The 18,523-nt window shown below is 41.3% G+C and carries 16 protein-coding genes; 4 read left to right on the top strand and 12 right to left on the bottom strand.

What is annotated here, in order from left to right; genetic code table 11:
* A complete protein-coding gene (locus tag BTO10_RS15535; RefSeq protein ID WP_008223720.1) occupies positions 1-438 on the bottom strand; it encodes a hypothetical protein in 438 nt (145 codons plus the stop codon).
* A gap of 388 nt (positions 439-826) precedes the next feature.
* Between BTO10_RS15535 and BTO10_RS15530 the strand changes: the two genes are divergently transcribed.
* Complete coding sequence (locus BTO10_RS15530) at positions 827-1,753, top strand: hypothetical protein (RefSeq protein ID WP_105025142.1); 927 nt, start codon at positions 827-829, stop codon at positions 1,751-1,753.
* 29 nt (positions 1,754-1,782) lie between these two features.
* On the opposite strand, the gene BTO10_RS15525 is transcribed toward BTO10_RS15530, so the two are convergent.
* The 3 genes from BTO10_RS15525 to panB form a co-directional block, all read right to left on the bottom strand.
* Positions 1,783-2,505 carry a metallophosphoesterase family protein gene (locus tag BTO10_RS15525; RefSeq protein ID WP_105025141.1) on the bottom strand — a complete coding sequence of 241 codons (723 nt, stop codon included), beginning with the start codon at positions 2,503-2,505 and terminating at the stop codon, positions 1,783-1,785.
* 308 nt (positions 2,506-2,813) lie between these two features.
* Positions 2,814-4,289 carry a hypothetical protein gene (locus BTO10_RS15515; RefSeq protein ID WP_105025139.1) on the bottom strand — a complete coding sequence of 492 codons (1,476 nt, stop codon included), beginning with the start codon at positions 4,287-4,289 and terminating at the stop codon, positions 2,814-2,816.
* Positions 4,290-5,483: 1,194 nt separating this feature from the next.
* On the bottom strand, positions 5,484-6,296 hold the full coding sequence (gene panB / locus BTO10_RS15510; protein ID WP_032554402.1) for a 3-methyl-2-oxobutanoate hydroxymethyltransferase: 813 nt from the start codon (positions 6,294-6,296) through the stop codon (positions 5,484-5,486).
* A gap of 207 nt (positions 6,297-6,503) precedes the next feature.
* Here panB and BTO10_RS15505 point away from each other — a divergent pair, with 207 nt between their 5' ends.
* Positions 6,504-7,316 carry an AraC family transcriptional regulator gene (locus BTO10_RS15505; RefSeq protein ID WP_105025138.1) on the top strand — a complete coding sequence of 271 codons (813 nt, stop codon included), beginning with the start codon at positions 6,504-6,506 and terminating at the stop codon, positions 7,314-7,316.
* 62 nt (positions 7,317-7,378) lie between these two features.
* On the opposite strand, the gene BTO10_RS15500 is transcribed toward BTO10_RS15505, so the two are convergent.
* The 4 genes from BTO10_RS15500 to BTO10_RS15485 form a co-directional block, all read right to left on the bottom strand.
* Positions 7,379-8,899 carry an EAL domain-containing protein gene (locus tag BTO10_RS15500; protein WP_105025137.1) on the bottom strand — a complete coding sequence of 507 codons (1,521 nt, stop codon included), beginning with the start codon at positions 8,897-8,899 and terminating at the stop codon, positions 7,379-7,381.
* Positions 8,900-9,477: 578 nt separating this feature from the next.
* On the bottom strand, positions 9,478-9,972 hold the full coding sequence (locus BTO10_RS15495) for a YcxB family protein (RefSeq protein ID WP_105025136.1): 495 nt from the start codon (positions 9,970-9,972) through the stop codon (positions 9,478-9,480).
* Positions 9,973-10,260: 288 nt separating this feature from the next.
* Positions 10,261-11,358: a nickel/cobalt transporter gene (locus BTO10_RS15490; protein WP_105025135.1), complete on the bottom strand. Its 1,098-nt coding sequence runs from the start codon at positions 11,356-11,358 to the stop codon at positions 10,261-10,263.
* A 102-nt stretch (positions 11,359-11,460) separates the two neighbouring features.
* Positions 11,461-12,183 (bottom strand): DUF1007 family protein, encoded by a 723-nt coding sequence (locus BTO10_RS15485; protein WP_146106822.1) that lies wholly within the window; start codon positions 12,181-12,183, stop codon positions 11,461-11,463.
* A 248-nt stretch (positions 12,184-12,431) separates the two neighbouring features.
* On the opposite strand from BTO10_RS15485, the gene BTO10_RS15480 reads away from it, so the two are divergent.
* A complete protein-coding gene (locus BTO10_RS15480) occupies positions 12,432-13,721 on the top strand; it encodes a sphingomyelin phosphodiesterase (RefSeq protein ID WP_004741770.1) in 1,290 nt (429 codons plus the stop codon).
* 248 nt (positions 13,722-13,969) lie between these two features.
* Positions 13,970-15,061 (top strand): transporter substrate-binding domain-containing protein, encoded by a 1,092-nt coding sequence (locus BTO10_RS15470; RefSeq protein WP_105025133.1) that lies wholly within the window; start codon positions 13,970-13,972, stop codon positions 15,059-15,061.
* 28 nt (positions 15,062-15,089) lie between these two features.
* On the opposite strand, the gene BTO10_RS15465 is transcribed toward BTO10_RS15470, so the two are convergent.
* From BTO10_RS15465 to BTO10_RS15450, 4 genes are all read right to left on the bottom strand, one after another.
* The gene (locus tag BTO10_RS15465) at positions 15,090-15,305 is read right to left on the bottom strand and encodes a hypothetical protein (protein WP_105025132.1); all 216 of its coding nucleotides are present in this window, start codon (positions 15,303-15,305) and stop codon (positions 15,090-15,092) included.
* A gap of 205 nt (positions 15,306-15,510) precedes the next feature.
* Complete coding sequence (locus BTO10_RS15460; protein ID WP_105025131.1) at positions 15,511-16,857, bottom strand: hypothetical protein; 1,347 nt, start codon at positions 16,855-16,857, stop codon at positions 15,511-15,513.
* Positions 16,854-17,573 carry a JmjC domain-containing protein gene (locus tag BTO10_RS15455; protein ID WP_181143986.1) on the bottom strand — a complete coding sequence of 240 codons (720 nt, stop codon included), beginning with the start codon at positions 17,571-17,573 and terminating at the stop codon, positions 16,854-16,856. Before BTO10_RS15455 ends, BTO10_RS15460 begins: the two co-directional genes overlap by 4 nt.
* 74 nt (positions 17,574-17,647) lie before the next feature.
* A complete protein-coding gene (locus BTO10_RS15450) occupies positions 17,648-18,493 on the bottom strand; it encodes an aKG-HExxH-type peptide beta-hydroxylase (protein ID WP_105025129.1) in 846 nt (281 codons plus the stop codon).
* Between the last annotated feature and the right edge of the window lie 30 nt (positions 18,494-18,523).

Here is an 18,523-nt window from a genome sequence, read left to right as displayed (position 1 = left end):
TCAGAGCCTATCTAGTACTTTCTCTACACTGGCTTCAAGTGAGCGCAGCCGGTTGAATTCCTCGAACAAGCGCTGTTCTAGGTTTTTGAAGTTTAGGGGTAAGGTTCTCTGGCAAATCCCGTAACTGTTGTCTTGGGTTTTATAGCCTTTCCAACTTTCAATGCGATCTTTTTCTAGTGCTTTAAACTGGCGTATAAATTCTGCTTGGGAAGGACAGTCTTCTTCCGCATGCATGCAAACAGGAAAGGCCTTTTGCTTAATTTGGGGCCCTTCGATAAAGGTCTCAAAGTGGATACCGCCCTGTTTTTGGTTGAACCATGTCTCTTTATATAACTGAAGGTACTCGCCACGGTTATAGATCTCCCAACCGTCCTCGAACCAGTTTGCTTTTCTTAGCATCTTCTCTAGGTTGCGGAAAACACCTTTAACATCTTTCATATGGAAACTCTTAAGCCGTGGTTTGTGAGATAGTGTGTTACAAAAAACTATACTCCCCCTGAGTATGAAATACTACCCCCTAGTATATGTGGTTATTGTACATAACCGAATCTTAGAGCCTATCTCAGTGTGTCAGAATAGGAATTGGCTTGTTTTGAAAGGACACTGATGCACCCTGACCCGGCAGTATTCCCCATGTGATTCAAGGCCCTCATGTATGGGGTATTTACGCATTAAAACTGACAAGTTGATGTTTAACGAGGGTACATTTCAGTTATGTAGGCCGCATAAAACAAGGGAAGCGAAATTAATCGGTTCTCTCCTCGTTAATTATCAGGAAAATAGCGGCCCGATGATTAATGTTGATAGTGAACATGGTTTTTAAGGTATGGCTAAGAAAATAATATTTATCCACGGTCGGGGACAAAAGCCTGATAGGGAATCTCTTCAATCACTCTGGTACGATGCCATCGAACATGGGTTACAGCGTGACTGTAACGGCTCTGATTCACTCCAAGCTTTCCAGAATATAGAGAAGCGCTTCGTGTATTTTGGTGACTTATCAAACGCCTTGTTGAACAAGCCAGCTGAAGACCCGATCTATCGACAACAGGCTTTAATCGACCTCAAAGGCTACAAGTCCCATCAGTTTAACAAGAAAACGTATGGTGAAGTTTCCAAGGCCGGGTTTCTGCAAGAGGCGCTTGCCGATACTTTTTCTTCTGTGCTCAGTCGCTTGAAAGTGGCAGAGCCACTTATAGCATTAGTTGCTCCCGATATGACTCATTATTGGTATGAAGAATCCTACTTTGGCAGCGACGTAAGGTATCGATTAATGGTGGAGTTGAGAGAGGCGTTAGATAACCAAGATGAGGTGATGATCGTAGCACATAGTCTTGGCACAATGATCAGTTATGACGTGTTATGGAAACTCTCTCATTACAGTGAGTACCGAAATGATTACGGCGCCAAAAAGAAGATTGATCTTCTGGTTACGTTAGGTTCACCTTTAGGTGATGAGAGTGTGAAAGAGCGCTTGAAAGGGAGCCGTTTAGAGGGCATGAAAAAGTACCCTTTGAATATTCATAGGTGGGTGAACTTGTCGGCTGAAGATGACTTTATCTCTCATGACAGCAAAATCAAAAATGACTTTCAAGAGATGCTTACACTGGGTTTGATTAATGGTGGAATGAAAGACATTTATCCAATTTACAATCTCAATGTGTGTGACGGGCAAAGCAACCCGCACGCTTCTACTGGTTATCTCATAAATCCTAAATTCATCTCCGTGTTAGATGAATGGCTTGTTGGTTAGTCGTAGCGCACTGGCCTAAATACGCATATTCAAAGGTAGATAGCCAGATAATCAAATGAGTGTTGTGATACGGAGATCTTGCTTAATCCAATCTTATCACTGCGATTGTACTCCTCAATAGAGTGGTCGAACCCGTAAGCTGTAGAAGGTGCCATATACTGGGTCATGCCGTGTTGTGTCGTTGTTATTTGATCATGCCCATGACCACAAATGACTTCTCTCACTCTATATTTCTGAAGCACTTTCATTATGGAAAAATCGTTCTCAAGGCGGATTGCTTTCATCCAATCGGCACCGACAGGGATGATGGGGTGGTGAATAACAATGATAGGATGGCTGGCTTTTCTCAGCTGTTTTTTTAATTTGGCCAGACCTCGATTATCGATACGTCCTGAACCGAGTGGGTGAACGCTGTCTTTGGGTTTGAAACTCGAATCGAGAAACACAAACTCTCGCCCACAAATGTTGGCTCTATCGGTTACGCAGATCGTCGAACCTTTAAGCTCTTCACGCATTAAGCGAGAGTCATCATGGTTGCCTGCAATCGCATAAATAGATTTGTCGGTAAGGTTTCGAACGAACGTTTCTAAGTGAACATAATCACCGGGTTGGGGGTTACAGCAAATGTCACCTGTTAGGAAAATAACTTCGCATTCTTGATCGTTATTGACGTATTCAAGAGCTCGACGTAGGTTTCTATAGCTGGATTCATCAGAGAGGTGGCAATCACTGATTTGGTAAATGGTGTTCATTATTGGCGTCCGGTTATTTCAATTCTTGAGTGAGATAATCAAGCAGGGCTTTTACCTTAGGTGTTTACCTTTTATGGCTTAGCCAGAGCGTGTTTCGCTTTATGGATCTAAATGCCCAATCATACAAGATACTAATTAGCTTACCATTTTCTACAAATTGTTCAGCTATGTTATCTGGTAACTCTTTGCTCCTAAGCTCCTGAATCACCATGCGCCCTAGTACAAAAATGCCTGCTGTATGAGCAGGCATTACATGATGTAGGTTTAGATCACCGCTCCAACTCACTAAAGGAAGAGGGAATTAAACCTTAATGACTTAAAGAAGCGAACCCCGTTGGAGAGATAAAGCCATCATTCGTTCTTTGCTCTACCGTCTTTAAAAATGGGTTGATGTAAAATTCTACAATTTCATTGCTATTTATTCGATTCATGTACAGCATGACCGTCTGGTCAGACTGTACCACAACGCCATCGTGAGCGGTTAATTTACCAACTTCTGGTGCGTAAAAATCCTTGTTAAGCTCTATGTCAGTATCAAAGTCATAGAATGTTTGAGTTTCAGTATCGAATGCCGATACTTTGACTGTCACATTCTCCTCCTGCCAAGATTCGATGTAATCAACGCAAAACAATGTATGTTGCGAGGCTCTCAACGCATCGAATGAAGAGTATGGGCGACTTTTGTCTATGAGTGCACTTTCCCCAACGTAATCGTAGCTATTGGTATTCAACTGATTCACGACGCATCCAACATTCATATCATAACCATTAATCTGTGGGCTGCGCTTACTTGTGCTGATGGTATTGCCTACAGAATTAGTAATGTCGTATTGGCTTTGCGTCGAGACTAGCTTGTCTCCGACTGGTCTAACAAACGAAAAGTAGTTTGGATCTGCACGGTCGATCCCTGCTAGTTTTCCATCAATTACCCTAAAAGACCTATAACGGCTATGTGTATCCGAATAATTGAGTTCCTGATATTCATCTGTATTTTTAATGTAGGCATAGTGATTATAATTTATTGAATGATTTGTAGATGTATGTGGATCTTGATAGTCGACAAGAATATTACCTTGTGCGTCAATCTGTATGTCTCGCTCATCGGCAAGCGCACGGCTTTTTAACGTCTTGAATACAAAAGCATTATTTTCTAGTACTGCCTTGAAGATTCCTTGTGTGTGCCAATGAACGTCGTCTGTAATGTCAAAGCTATATAGCGTCTCATTTGGTGCTAAGTCACCTTGTTTCTGTTGGCTAAGAAATGGGCTCTCGTTTTGTAACTCAGCATCAAATTCCGATACCTTACCGTCAATCACGATGGGATAAAGCTGACCACTTTCTTTGTCCATGATGACTGGGTAATTACCATAATACGTTTTACCTTTCCAAGCGACCGTTGAGTTGTTCATGTTGAACATGGTGTACTTCTGGTTGATATCGAATACACGTGTAACCGTTGGCATAACCGCTTCATCACACTGTTCACATGGCTGGAAGGCAACTTCGAATATGCGCTCGTCACCTTGTAGGTTTTTGTAAGCCATCTTATTTAATGCCGTATTGCTTGCGGGCTCAATGTCAAAATTAGAAGGCTCAATAGACTGAAAATTGGTTTGGGGATTACTCAATGATTTGAGGGCCGGAAGCTTAACGAGCGGTGCCGGATCAATTGAACCGTTACCGTTCGAGCCTCCACCGCTTGAGCCGCCGCCACATCCGGTAAGGGCTATAGATAGCATTGCTGCGATTGAAATAGTGTAACTGTTAATGTTCTTTTTTTGCATGAGCTGACTTGTGTTTTTGATTGTGGGATTGATATTTCTCTCTAACTTAACCGCCACTTTATTTTTTATCTGAAACCAACATTGGAATCAGGCGTTTGTTTACGAGCGGTCAATGATTCTGAGCTGAATCATTGCGTATTCAAATATTGGGATAAATACGAGTAAGTTAGGACGCTTTGTTTAAATGCCTTTGTCGGCTTGTTAAAGAGTTGCGCGATTATAGTTATTTTTATTGTGTTGCCAGCTGTGCAAACTAATATTTTACAAATGATTGGTTGAATGACTATTTATAAGGAACTAGCGGCATATATTGAGTGTATGGTTATATCGTTGATTAATTACTTGAAGATATTTAGTCAGCCAGTTGTCGCTTATTATTGTTTTTGACGCAACAAATGGTCGTACTTTTAATAAGCTCCTAAAATCTAGCGGTATGTTAAAATTAATATATTAGAGAGTAGGAATGTAATCTGGAGTTTAACACTATAAATACCATGGTACATATTGAAAGGGTAACAATTAAATTGCCTGCGATCTTATAGGATAGGTATACAGTGAGTAGGGAACAGGTAGTGATTCTTAAATGCTGCTATTTACGTGAAATTAGGACGAATACCATAATTACAATTTGTCGTTTTATTTTTCCGAAAGTTGTATGTGTTAGTGCAATAGACTTAACTAGTTAAGTGAGTCCTTGAATACTAAAGAATATTCCCATTACCTAATGGATCTAGTGAAGCCGCTGCGTAAGTTGTGCTGCTGAGTAGTAAAAAGAATATGATCCATTTTAACATGATAAGTCCTCACTTTTAGGTAGATGAATAGGATATTAGATAGCCTAAAGGTGTGTAAAGCATTAATAGATAAGAGTTTTTGTTGATAGTTTCGTAGATTTAGTTCGGTGTGAGTACTTGAGAAGACATAATAAAGATCTGAGGCTTTAATAAAAAAAGGCCACCCCGAAGGGTGGCAAATACAAACGAGAAGAATCATTACAAATGAAAAGCCCTTATTTCATAGTAAAGATATTCTACAAGGTTATGCAGACGGTTGAATATGAACATTATGTTGTGGATGTTGCAAATTTGTAATCGGTAAAGTGTGATGTTTGAACGAAAAACGGCCGATATATACACGTTTTGTTTGATCTAGCGCTGATATTTTCCGCATCCAGAGTTTTAATGAACAGGCCAACTAATCGAAGCAATGCTCACGAGTAGGGAATGCACCATTTCTTACTTCTTGTTCATATTCACTAAATGATGTTTTGATCAGCTGGCTTAGGTCGATGTATTTTTTGACAAACTTAGGTGTATATTCAGTGAATAAACCAAGCATGTCTTCGGTCACTAACACCTGACCATCACATTCGGGTGAAGCTCCGATACCAATAGTCGGGATCGATACAGAGCGGGTGATTTCTCGAGCTGTAAGCTCATCGACGCCTTCAACAAGTAATGAAAATGATCCAACTTTTTCGAATTTTCGTGCTGTTTCGATGAGGTAGTCCCTTTGGTGTTGTGTTTTTCCTTGAACCTTAAAGCCACCTAATACGTTGGCGTATTGAGGGCATAGACCAATATGAGGCATTACCGGTATACCTCTTTGAATTAGAAACTCCACTGTTTCGAGCATTTCGGGGCCACCTTCGATTTTGATACCTTGGGCACCTGTCTGAGCCATAACTTCAGCTGCATTTTTATAAGCTAATTGCTTCGATTCCTGGTAGCTTCCAAAGGGCATATCTACTATTACGCAAGATGTTTCGGCACCACGGACTACGGCTGAACCGTGGGAAATCATCATTTCTATGGTAACTGGCAATGTAGAGTCAAAGCCATAAGCCACCATGCCTAGCGAGTCACCAACAATAATAAGATCGACATAAGGATCCATTAGTTGCGTTATGTTTTTTGTATAGGCAGTAAGTGACACTATTCGCCCTTTTCCTTTCATGCTTTTTATCTTAGCGGTTGTGATTTTTGTTTTTGAGGTATGTGTACTCACCATATTTTCCTTTAAACGGTTTTTCGTTTTAGTGACAAAGAGTCCGGAACCACTCTGATTTAGGTGTTTTCCCGAATAAGATAGGAGTCAATGTGATTAGGTTGATTGGTTATCTTATTGTTATATATAGTAATGTAATGCAAGTTCGGTTCCGGTAGCGCCTAGATTAGTGGAGCAACTCATGGAGGCGGTATCGAATATGTGTCAATGAATAGAGAATATTTATCAATAATGATTTCAACCTACCCACCTTCGAAAGAGTCATTTGAAAACTTATGCAGCGAATGCAAAGTGGTCGCTCGTTCAATTCCCAAAGGGGTAAATGTTCAGGCACACAGCCATGCATGGGTTCAGTTGCTTTATGCGAAAGAAGGTGCGTTGTTTTTGTATTTAGACAGATCCAAGGAGAGGATGCTTGTGTCTCCTCAGCAGGGAGTACTGATTCCGGCTGGCGTTAGACATTCGGTGGGAACGTTGAGCAACGTAGAACTTGTTAGCCTTTACATGCCTTCAGAGATCTTTGATTTTTGCTCAGTCAAAGCGCAGCTTGTGGAGATCAATTCTTTCTTAAAATCGCTGTTAATTGAGATGGAAAGAATTCCAACAAGTAATGATGAGGGTGGCCAAAAGTTACTCGTTGATTTGGTCTTTCACCGTCTGAAAATCGCTAGACGGCTGTTTACTAGCGCTCCTATGCCTCATGATAGACGCGTGCTTCAATGCATATCTTCGGTAGGAATTAAGTCAATATGTAGTATGGAAAAGCGTGAGTTTGCATTGCTTTCAAACGTTTCAGAAAGCACATTGTCAAGAATTATACGTATTGACACTAACTTGAGTTATCGACAATGGAAAAGTCAGCTCGTCGTTCATGTCGCTATTGACGAAATGCTAAAGGGTAAAAGTGTTAGCGGGATTTCCTCTGAGCTGGGTTATGACTCCCCATCATCATTTATTCACATGTTTAAGATGATGACAGGAAGAAGCCCGGCGAGATTTATTGAGTTACTTAGAGGTTGATGCATCTTTTAGAAGCTGAGAGCAAAAGACAAATGCTCTCAGCTTGCTTTGTTTGCCTATTTTCAACGGCTTGTTTGGTTCTTCAAAAACTCTTCAAGTGGAATCGGTTTAGCGAACAAGAAGCCCTGTAGGTAGTTGACGCTTCGCTCTCTTAAATAATCTGCTTGTTGCTCTGTTTCAACGCCTTCAGCGATGACATCTAGAGATAAGTCGTGCGATAAGGTGATCATGTTTTGAAGTAGGTGGCCTGTGATTGTGTCAACGCCAATGTCTCGGACAAAAGTTTGGTCAATCTTTAGGTAGTCGAGGTCTACTTTTTGTAAATTGACCAATGAGGAGTGACCCGTGCCAAAATCATCTATTGCTATCTTGCATCCGAGTGCTTTGATCTTTCCGAAAATATCATCGGTTAAATCGCAGTAGTTTAGCGCTTCTCTTTCTGTGAGTTCTAGAACTAGAGTAACGTCGTCACAGTCAATAATATCGATAAATTCCTGACACGCCTCCAGCAATGTGCCTTTCGAACAGTGCTGGGGTGAGATGTTTATACCCACATGGAAACCTCTAGGTAGCTGGTCTATGAAAGGCTTAATTTGCATAGCTGTGAGCCGCATCAATTGGTGTGTCATAGGTACAATAAGACCCGAGGTTTCAGCCTTAGGAATGAACAGATCTGGTCTCACGATACCTTGTACTGGGTGTTTCCACCTCAATAGAATCTCTATGCCTTGTATTGCACGAGTTTCACTGTTCACAATCGGTTGAGCGTATGGGACAAACTCTTTTCTTTGCATTGCACGTTCGATTTCGAGGTACAGATTAGAGGGGCGTCTTGATAGCCAAATAAGATATAGGGTAAACAGAGTTTGCAGTAGTACGATGGCTACAATGTATTGCTTATCCTTGACCCAGAATGCCGCTAGCATATTAGGGTAAGCAAAACCTGCATGTGCGCTATAAGGAAACTGTTTTGATGACACTTGATGCCAAGAGATGAGTTGCTCTACCGGGTTTGTCTTTACGGTCAACTCTTTACTATCAAGCCATTTATCACCGACTGCAATAAATGACCGAAACTTGCTGTCTGAAGTGAGCGACTCTCTTAGGTAAAGGCTATCAATTCCACTTAATGCTGCGTGATCGTCCGACGTTGACCTTACCACGATAAGAGGGTGAGAAGTATCAACATTACTTCCATTAAGCAGCAGTAATTGTCCTGAAGTGTATGCGGTAGGATCATATTTGTAATCGCCTTCACCCCAAATAGAGGTGCAGAAGATAACATTGTCTTTTGCTAAATTAGCACTTCGTACGTAAGGTATGGTTGCTACCAGATGTCTAAGGGCTAGGGCCTCATCTTCACAGGCATTAGAGTTTTGCAATAGCTTTAAAGCACTCGTGTTGGCCTCCTTACCAAACTCAAGAATCTCATCTACTTCTTGAACAATATTCATTGCTTTTTGATTTGCTTGCTCATCCAGTGAACGGCCAAAACTGAGATACAAAATAGTCAGCGCCAAGACACAAGGAATAAAAGAAAGACATACTAGATATGTTGAACTAGTTTTTTTATTTGCAAACATAGAGAACCTAGTTTAGTTAATCATCTTATGATTGATCAGGTAGAGTATGTAGTTAGATGTCAGTGACTCCAGTATTATATGGAGACACAATACAGTATTGTCAGTATAAGATAGTATTTGCAAAAATTTACTGATGATTACAGTAGTTTTCGTTTGTCATTTTCACGTTGATAAAGTGATTATTCAATTATAAGCATAAGTTTTGAGTATGGTACGAGTATGCACCGCTTTAGTTGAGTTATCATGGTAAGTTATTTACATTAGTGGTTTTTCATCAAATATCAGCGTTGGGCTAAATTATTTCTCTTTCGAGTAATTGGACATTATATTTTAATTTAGTTCTTATAACGAAGAGGGATAATTGAATTCCACAATCAAGACAATACTCTCAATCGTCATTAAATTTTGTATTCATTGGGTAAGAGGTGGTACTAGTAACTCCAATGAGTCTTCGTTTAGGTATGGGGAAAAGGGTGGTCTGAGCTAGGTTAACGCGTAAAGTGCAGTACGATGTAAGTTATCTTCTCAAAGCCATATATTATAAAGACCTCAATTCTGGAGGTCTTTATACACTTACGTTAGTTAGCTTTTGATGCTCTGTGTTGCTCAACCATGAAAGTAATCGCGTCATCACTCAAGCACGATTTGCTCACATATTGGCGCTGCTTGCCAATATGAATGATAAAGCCAAGGTCAGTCTGCTCAAGCTCGTCGATCTGGCTCCACTTGATCGTGTTGGTAGTCTTATAGTTCTTGTAACTCACGCCATCTAAGTCACCTTTAAACACTACTTTGCTGCCAGCGCCTGAGCTGATTCTTTGTCGCCACAACCACCAGGTTCGTTTGCAATATACGCTGAACGCTTCAATAACACTCAATACAATGAAGAACCAACCAACGTAGCCGCTCGGTAATAGTTCAAACTCAAGTAGAACCCAACCAAACAGAAGAAACAAAAACGCTTTCAAATACGCTTTTGGAAATTGAGTTGGTACGCTCGTTTGATCATAACACTCAGCAAAGAAAGCTTTGTCGAGGGTGTACTCTGTGGTGAAACCGGGTTCTTTAGACATGTATGGCTACTTTAAGGTTCTCTGTAAATGGACTTTCAGTGGGTAGGTGTCCCACGCTGCAACTTCGCAACTTGATTATTGTATCGCTCCTCACTGCTTTTATTTAGAGATTTTGGCTCTGTTTTGTAAATCGATGATACTGAAAACGGTATTCATACTATTAGCGATGCAACGTTTGAATAAACTTAAAGGGTGTTTATGCAGCGAAGTAAAAAGACCTCTGGCTAAGAGGTCTTTTGTCTGTGGAAGTGTTACGTAGTTTCTAACAGTGTTAGAACGAACCTATAGCTACATAGTAAACACTGGCGACATACCGCTGTCTTGTCCACTCATTAGCAATAAGCCAATCAAAATAAGTAAAACACCGCCAAACAGTTGTAAATAATGACCTGCGACTTTCAGTGACGCACTGTTATTTTTGTTACCTGCTGCCAAATAGCGTTTTACCAAGTTCTTACCCGTTAGTGTCATTATGGCAATCGTCGAGGTTGTAAATGCGGTACCTACCGCCATGGCAAAGGCACTGACAACACCCATCCAATATAAGCCAACCATGTTTGCGAAAAGCAGAACCATAATCGCACCTGTACATGGCCTTACGCCAATTGTAACGATGATTCCTGCATATTCACGAAGTGTTGAAGCTTTGTTTATCGCGTCTGCATCGGCTACATGCTGGTGGCCGCATCCACAGTCTGCATGAGAATGATCTGCGTGAGCGTGTTCTACAGGTTGTAATGCGTTTGATGGGGTCAACATCATTGAACCAGCTGGTACTGATGAGCGAAGCGCCATTGGTGATTGGACTGAAATTGGCGAAGACGTATCGGCAGCTAATGTGGTGATCGCTTTTACTTTCAATTTTGGTTTGCGGAGTGAACGGTAGATGTTTCTAAGTGCTTTCCAGCAGATCAATGCACCAACCACTGCAACTAAAGCAAAGCTTAAAGAAACAAACATGTTTGCTTTGTCGTTCACCATTCGCATAGAAGCGCTAAAGCCCCATAGCAAGACGCTTACTAATAGGATCGCGACCAATGCTTGTAAAAATGCAGATACGATAGTAAGAACTAAACTGGCTTTTGCTTTTGTTGGGTGAGTAGCTAAGTATGTTGAGACGATGACTTTGCCGTGCCCAGGGCCAAGTGAGTGAAGCATACCGTAGATAAAACTGAACCCGATAAGGTAGCTGCCCGCGCCCCAAGGGTTGGACCTCGCCTCGTAGAGGAGGTCAGCAAGCTCTGAATTAACTTCTCTTTGCCATTGAATGCTGGATATGACTAGTGATGGCCACATAACCCACAGCTGGTATGCACCGACTGCAGCAAGCACTAAGGCTGCGATGCCCACAAGGTAGTACTTTGTTTGAATTTGATTTTTCTGCATTAAATGCACCTTTATCAGAAATCTTTTTCTCGATTATTAGATTGATTTAACGAGCGCAGACGCTTAATGGTCGAAACGCCTAATCGTAAAAAAACGCCTTGGTTAAGCACCAGGAACCGCTGCACAATGAAGCTCGACCGACTGAGTGAATAGCTGGCCTAACGTGTTGTCTGGATCGGCATCGGCTGGTAACGACATCGCATAACTCATTTGCTCAGGCGTTGGGTTCGGCTCGATAATTTCTAACTTACATTGCCTTGCGAGTTCTGGAGACAACGTCACGTCTTCATTAGCGATCCACGACATATCGACAAAGTAGCTCGGGTCAAAAATCAGCATACGTAAGGAGTCACGTGTTACAGGCTTAGGTTTTGAAAGAGGTAGATCGAATGTTAGTACCATTTTGGCTTTATCACGTTTGAACTTCGCATGTTCAGCAACCTGATATTTAATCGGCTCCTCACCGTCGTAGAAATAGGTGAAGTAGTGTTCGTACATCATGTTTTCGATCACTGAGGCCGCAAGGTTCTTGAACGTCTCTTCTTCTTTTTCTGGAGAAACGTCTTCGCCATCCAGCATGTACATAGAGGTCATGGCGTCAAAAGACCACTCCATTGAGAATCCGGTGATCATGCCATTCTCGCCCTCAATGTGAGTTTTCATTTCGATCCAAGAGTGGGGATGTGCATGTAGCTGAGGAGCAAAAGTCAGTATTGCTAACCAAAGTGGTAAATGCTTAACAGAGCGTAATTGCGTTGAGAAACGACATAGATATCTTGAGGAAAGGCAGTTGAGCACCTTGGTTAGATTAAATAGCTGTTTCATGAGACATAATAGTAAATTGACTTAATGTTATACTATAACAATTGCTAGTGCTGTTCACATCAAATTTGTGTCAATCATCAACTCACTTGTAACAATGTACAGCAAGTGTCGATAGTTGTTTTTATGAGATCCCCATACTCAAACTCATCAAATTACCCACTGTTGCGTTATCTCTATTTTGTATTCGCTATAAAACTAAGCTCTAATAATTTTTGGAGTGCGACATACAAAAGAGTAGCTTGGAAGTGATGATCAACAAATTGATACGTGCGACATCATTATGTTTGTTGTTTTTCTGTAGCGTTATCAAAGCAGAGACGAACATAAGTATTTTGAATAACACCCGTGAGGATATTCGGTTATTTATATCTGGAGATGAGCAAGTTATCACCTCAACTGGCGTGAACCATATTAGGCCTTATAACTATGCTGAGGTTGCTAACCTGAGTCGATATGGTGGTATAGAAGCAGGCAAAGACTACTACTTTTTTATATTTTTAGGCTACGAATATCTCACTCCATTAGTAAGGCTAAAAGGAACGGTGTGGGGGTCAGATATGTCTTTTACCCTTGTTGACCCTGAAACCACACATATCGGAGACTTATACAGTGATCGAGCAATTCACGGAACGAATAAAGGGAATTACCGTTATTATTATAAGGCTGATTACACCGGGGGATATGATGATATAACGTTTGTTATAAGTGAAGAACCAACGACTCCACCATCTGATGCGAATAGCATCAATATTCTGACTTATAACGTGTGGCTACTCCCTTATATCGCAGAGCATATGAATGATAGGGATATACGAATTGCTGAAGTGGTCAAGAATCATGACGTGGTTTTTATGCAGGAGGTGTTCAGGCGAGAAAATGAACTACGTTTAAACGCGGACATGCAGCGCCACTTTCAGTATGTTAGTCATAAACTCGATGGTGGTGGCAGTAATACCTACGATGGCGGTGTTATTACCTATAGTAAATATCCCATTGTTGAACAGGCACAACATGTCTTTGATAACTGTCGGGGAACCGATTGTGCGGCAGACAAAGGTGTGCTCTATACCAAGATAATAAAAGACAGTCGCCCATATCACTTGTTTAACCTGCATCTAGGGTCTTGGAATTCTCGCGAACATCGGAATATAAGAATGCTGCAGGTCGGTGAAATACTCGCCTTTGTGGAGCAGTTAGATTTACCAGAGAACGAACCTGTTATCTTCGGCGGTGACTTCAATATCGCCAAGCATAAGTTTCCGCTTGATTTCACTCAAATGCTTAGAGTATTGGATTTGCAAGAGCCGCCTTTAAAAGGTCCATTGGCCCACAGTTACGATCCGCTTGTGAATCAAAACCTATCCGATAGTGATCAATCTGCCCAAGAACGGCTGGACTATCTGTTGTATTCAAATAATGGCAGCGTGATGGCGAGTTCCAGCAAAATTGAAGTGTTACGCAGTTTTGACGTTGATATGTGGGGTGTGTGGGATTTATCTGACCACCTAGCGGTAAGTGCCCGTTTTGAAGTGCCCTAGGATAGTGTTTCTTCTATCTTAGCGGTCTGAAAGGTTCATCGATACAAAGTCAGTTTATGTATTATTCCGAGCTCCAATGTTTTGCAGAATAAATAGGGTTCTCTATAGTTAAAGTAATAACTATTAAAGCTAGGGCAGCATTGAACTCGTCATAAAATATCTTCACTTCTGATCTCACTTGTGCGTTTTCAGTTGATGAGCCTTCATCTTCGACTCCATTCATCGCTGCCCATTCTGGAGGGCTGCTGATGCAAAATTTCTTCAAATTGGCACTTAAATATTGTGCCGCTTTCTCTCTCTTACTTCTCCCTTTCTTTAGCTCAATGACTTCATCAGCACCACTTAAAGTCGGTGTTTACCCTTGTCCTCCTTTTGTTATTGGCTCGATGGATAATGAATGGGATGGCCTCAGTATTGAACTGTGGGAAAAGATCGCCAGGGATATGGATGTGGAATTTACGATAGAAAACCATCCACTCGGTGAGTTGCTCAATGCCATTGAATCAGAACAGATTGACATAGGCGTGTCTTGTATTTCAATCACTCCAGAGCGAGAAATTTTTGCTGATTTTTCCCATTCGTTTTACGAAACTCACCTTGCTATCGCAGTGAAAAAGAAAGGCTATCTTGAAACTTTACACTCGATATTCTTCAACCCAGCTTTGTGGTTAATCATTGGCGTGGTCGTGTTTATTGCAGGTGTCATTGGTGCATTTTTCTATTTGCTCGAACACGGTGAAAACCAGAAGCTCTATTCGATGAAAAGCCGAACTGGACGCTGGTTAGAGAGTTTTATTCTTGGTTTACTTTTCATTACTCGAGGTCCATTTAACTACTTTGAATTTAAGAGTCTAACGGGGCGGATTGCTACCGTGTTTATTGGTGTATTCAGTATGCTTTTCATTGCCAGTATTACTGCTGTGTTAGCTAGTAAACTTACGCTCAGCCAAGGATCTTCTCAGATCAAAGGTATTAACGATCTAGCGAATATCAAAGTAGGTGCCAAGGTCGCGACTACGTCCTCTCTACTATTGACTGGCTTTGGTATCAGACATGAGAATTATGTTGATATGCCAAGGCTTTTGGCTGCTTTAGAAGAAGGAGAAGTCGACGCCATTGTAGCCGACGATGTAGTGCTTAAATACATGATTGGTAATGGCCGAATGAGTGGCCAATTTGAAGATTTAGAGGTGTTACCATATCAGCTAGAGAAGCAAAACTACGGTTTTATCATTACAGAAAATAACCCTTACGAAGAAGAGATTAACCGCGCTCTGTTGCAGATTCGAGAGTCTCGTAAGTGGCGTAAAATCTTAGTCGAGTATTTTGCAGACAACTAACCGAGACAGCGATATATAGCGTGAGGTATTAGCTGTTAGTCTGCTCTGATTTCAACGCCGAGGTTTTACGTTTTTTGAAATGTTTAACACCGGTCCAAATGACATAAGCGGCTACAAAAACGATCAATGCTGAGCGAAGTAGGATAGGCGCGTCATGCTCTAACTGATTAACATGGGGCGCGATACTGGCGAATAATCGGCTGGTAAAAAGCATCCCCATTACTAACATAACAACTTTATTCATCTGACTCGCCACTCAATTAGATACGTAACACAGAGCACATTCTCTTTCGGTTTGCTCATGAAAACGGTTAAGAACGGCTCTGCTCGAAATAAAAGCATGCGCTTCTCAAACAGTATCGTCAACGCGATATCGGTCTAAAGCCAGTAAGCTAAAGTTTCGTTTTTGGAAGTGCTCTACTTTCATGTTATTCGTTACGAGGCTTAATTTACTGACGAACCTGGAGAATCAAACGAGTCTTTGAGTCAGATTCGATCCTCTCTTCAAATTCGGCTTTATTCTTTTTATCTAAAAAGGCGTCCCATTCATCAAGTAATAGCGTTTCTTGCGTATGGTTGAGTAACCAATCTAGGCACTTCTTGGTGTACTCTCCGTCGGAAATATCTTCTTTATTTAGCTCCGACTCCCAAGGCCAACATACTCGGTACGAGGGGTTGAAATACAGAGCGCCGGAACTTCGTTGATAGTCTTTAAGGTAAGTGGTTTTTCCAGAACCGTTCGAACCAATAACAGAGAGATAGCCGTTACGATAGCTCTGCAGTTCATTTGCGCTCACTGGTTTATTGGTTTGATTATCTTTGAGTTCAATAGTGTGCGTATCTATTTTAAAGGGGGCTTTGTTGTCATTAAATTTGGTGAGTAGCCTAAGCTGCCCTTTTATATTAGGTAGCAGGATGATTATCGATACTAATTCGTTGGCCGAAGCAAGCAAATGGTAGATACGAGTCAGGTTTACTACAATCCCCAGTTTAATCGCTGCGTCTATTTGAGGTGAAAATAGCAAAAATACGACCAAAGAAGTGGTGGGTAGGAGCGAGAATAAAGAAGTGAGCAGCATCGCAGCGTATTTACTGCGGGCCTCTCTCATTCGAGATGAAAGATACGTCTCGGCACTCAGACGTGTATCACTCTGAAAACTATCACGATTAATAGACGAGCCGTGATGATAGTTTTCATGGATGGCTGATAATTTCTTAGTAAGGATTGAGCCTTGAGTATTTCGAGTCTCTGATAGCCACTCCATTGTTTTGGATATGTAGACCTTGTAGGCAGCAATAAAGAGTGCGCTGACCAGGATTGAGAGAGCAAACCGATAATCTAAAACCACACTAATCACTAACAAGCTTAGGCTGAAATTCAGTAGTGCAGAGATAAAATGAAATGAATAACCAATAAAGCTAATGATGGTCTCTTTACCTTGAGAGACCAGAATACCTTTGATGTTATCGGTGTCGGTTTTGCTGGTGCACGAACCGTAGATCGTTGTGGCAGCAGACCAAAAGTCATTCAGTGCAGAGCACAACCACGCCTCCCGAGACATATCACTGAAATATGAGACACAGTAAGGCAGTACCATACACGTCAAGTAAACAACGGCCCATAGTTTGAAATCAACACTGTCGAAGCCAACACTGTTGACTTCGTAGATGATTTGAACGGATGCGTAAACAGAGATTGCGATAGAGAGTTGGTGTATGCTCGCAAAAGAGAGTGCCGACCAAGCGTGCTTATTGAACAGGCTTAGCGCAATAGACCTTACTGATTCAAACTTCATACAGGGAACATCCGTTTGGTGCTGTAATTTCGAAAGGCGTGTGCTTTGTTCTTTCTGTATTTAAGGAAACTAGCGTGTAACGACTCGATCTCCTCCTTAAGCGCTATATGGTCTTCTGCACTAATATTATCCAGCCTTGTCTGGTGTGCAGGTAAGCACGCCCACTTTAAGAAGTCCGATAGCGTAGGTGTAACAATACTGTAAGTTACATGGAACGATTTGTGTGATTCCGAAACAGGGTTATGAGCAACGCCTTTAGGAACAAAAAGGAGATCACCTTCGTTGAGCACGATATCGTCTTGGCTCTCGCCAAATTGCCAGCGCTTCTGACCAGCCAGTTGTTTAACCAACACATGGTGGTCGTCTTTATGGTATCCAAATCCGCTCACTGAACCGTAAGAAACATACAAGTTAGCTGATGATTCACAATGAAGAAGCTCGCTAAGTTGCCGAGTTGTTGATGAAAAGTAGCCTTTGAACTCATCAATAGAGTCCATAGCAAACGTACCTCCAACAAGAAACTGGTCGTGTAGCTTATCGTTTCTTATGTAGAGGTTGGTTTTCCCATGTTTATTCATGCCTTTGGTGGAGACTAATTCAGTTTGTTCGGTCCCATTGCGGAAAAATCTAGCCCTGTCACTAGTCATTCTTGCACCAGACAACAATGTCTCTATATGGTCGGTGATTGGGGAGCTATCGCCGTCTAGTGACCGCATCAGCTGGGTTTTGTTAGAAAGCCGATTGTTAACCAATAGGGAATCGATGAAGGCATGCTCCTTCTCAGAAAAACTCATATTTTCTCCAGTTTTGCGTTGCACACTTCTAATATCTCTTTTCCTCTTGGTTTCAATAAATGGGAGCCTAAACAAGATTGGATCGACGATAGTGTTTGCGCTAACAGTTGTTCTGTTGGCGGATGGGCACAATATTCTTCTGGTACGATCGATAACTCGTGTCGAAATAAAAGTAACTCGGTTCCTACAACTGCACTGTGATATGACTTATCGAGAGGGCGAGATTTATTTAATACTGCAGAACGAGTCCAGTTCTCTTCTTTATACATATTTTCATACGAATAAAGGCCTCTAATCAGTTCTTCGATAAATAAGAGGTTATGTGTTAATTCATGAACGAGGAACTCGACCCGGTTATTTATACACCAGTGCGTTTTAGGGTTTACCCAAATAACACCCGGCATACCAGAAGTGCTTCCGCCACTTGCTTGATCTGAGCGCATGAAAAATATGACATTAATAGCCAACTCGAAAACTTCATGGAGGTCAGGTGATAACTCTTTTAGATAGTCTAGAGAGAGTAAATAGTCGGCCATCTCTTCTGAAGTTACATTAAATGTTGAGTTAGATATAATGTCTGACTGAGATAAGTCGTCGAGCTTTGACAAGTTATAACCTGTAGATAGCTCACTGCATAGGTTTGGTTCGTTAACCCTAAGTATCTGATTTTTTTCTGTAATGTTATCCAGACCTATCGGGATGAATTGTGATATTGTTTGTATATACGAATCTTTAAGGCGTTGCTTAGCATTCTCTTGAGTTAAGCCATTGATATCGTTTTTTCTTGAATAGAGATCTAGGAAGTTCTTTTTAACCGTGTTTGAACCAAGTGAAAAATACATATTATCCTCCTGTAACCTGCTAGCTTATAT

Origin of the sequence: Vibrio chagasii (genome assembly GCF_002954585.1) — a bacterium.
Taxonomy (GTDB): domain Bacteria; phylum Pseudomonadota; class Gammaproteobacteria; order Enterobacterales; family Vibrionaceae; genus Vibrio; species Vibrio chagasii_A.
Note: the sequence above shows the minus strand (reverse complement) of the source record. Positions and strands in the feature narration are given on the sequence as shown.

Bases quoted from the DNA above. Each gene is read 5' to 3' on its own strand.
- BTO10_RS15535 (WP_008223720.1), bottom strand. From the start codon at position 438: ATGAAAGATGTTAAAGGTGTTTTCCGCAACCTAGAGAAGATGCTAAGA.
- BTO10_RS15530 (WP_105025142.1), top strand. From the start codon at position 827: ATGGCTAAGAAAATAATATTTATCCACGGTCGGGGACAAAAGCCTGAT.
- BTO10_RS15525 (WP_105025141.1), bottom strand. From the start codon at position 2,505: ATGAACACCATTTACCAAATCAGTGATTGCCACCTCTCTGATGAATCC.
- BTO10_RS15515 (WP_105025139.1), bottom strand. From the start codon at position 4,289: ATGCAAAAAAAGAACATTAACAGTTACACTATTTCAATCGCAGCAATG.
- BTO10_RS15505 (WP_105025138.1), top strand. From the start codon at position 6,504: ATGAATAGAGAATATTTATCAATAATGATTTCAACCTACCCACCTTCG.
- BTO10_RS15500 (WP_105025137.1), bottom strand. From the start codon at position 8,899: ATGTTTGCAAATAAAAAAACTAGTTCAACATATCTAGTATGTCTTTCT.
- BTO10_RS15495 (WP_105025136.1), bottom strand. From the start codon at position 9,972: ATGTCTAAAGAACCCGGTTTCACCACAGAGTACACCCTCGACAAAGCT.
- BTO10_RS15490 (WP_105025135.1), bottom strand. From the start codon at position 11,358: ATGCAGAAAAATCAAATTCAAACAAAGTACTACCTTGTGGGCATCGCA.
- BTO10_RS15485 (WP_146106822.1), bottom strand. From the start codon at position 12,183: ATGAAACAGCTATTTAATCTAACCAAGGTGCTCAACTGCCTTTCCTCA.
- BTO10_RS15480 (WP_004741770.1), top strand. From the start codon at position 12,432: ATGATCAACAAATTGATACGTGCGACATCATTATGTTTGTTGTTTTTC.
- BTO10_RS15470 (WP_105025133.1), top strand. From the start codon at position 13,970: ATGCAAAATTTCTTCAAATTGGCACTTAAATATTGTGCCGCTTTCTCT.
- BTO10_RS15465 (WP_105025132.1), bottom strand. From the start codon at position 15,305: ATGAATAAAGTTGTTATGTTAGTAATGGGGATGCTTTTTACCAGCCGA.
- BTO10_RS15460 (WP_105025131.1), bottom strand. From the start codon at position 16,857: ATGAAGTTTGAATCAGTAAGGTCTATTGCGCTAAGCCTGTTCAATAAG.
- BTO10_RS15455 (WP_181143986.1), bottom strand. From the start codon at position 17,573: ATGCGGTCACTAGACGGCGATAGCTCCCCAATCACCGACCATATAGAG.
- BTO10_RS15450 (WP_105025129.1), bottom strand. From the start codon at position 18,493: ATGTATTTTTCACTTGGTTCAAACACGGTTAAAAAGAACTTCCTAGAT.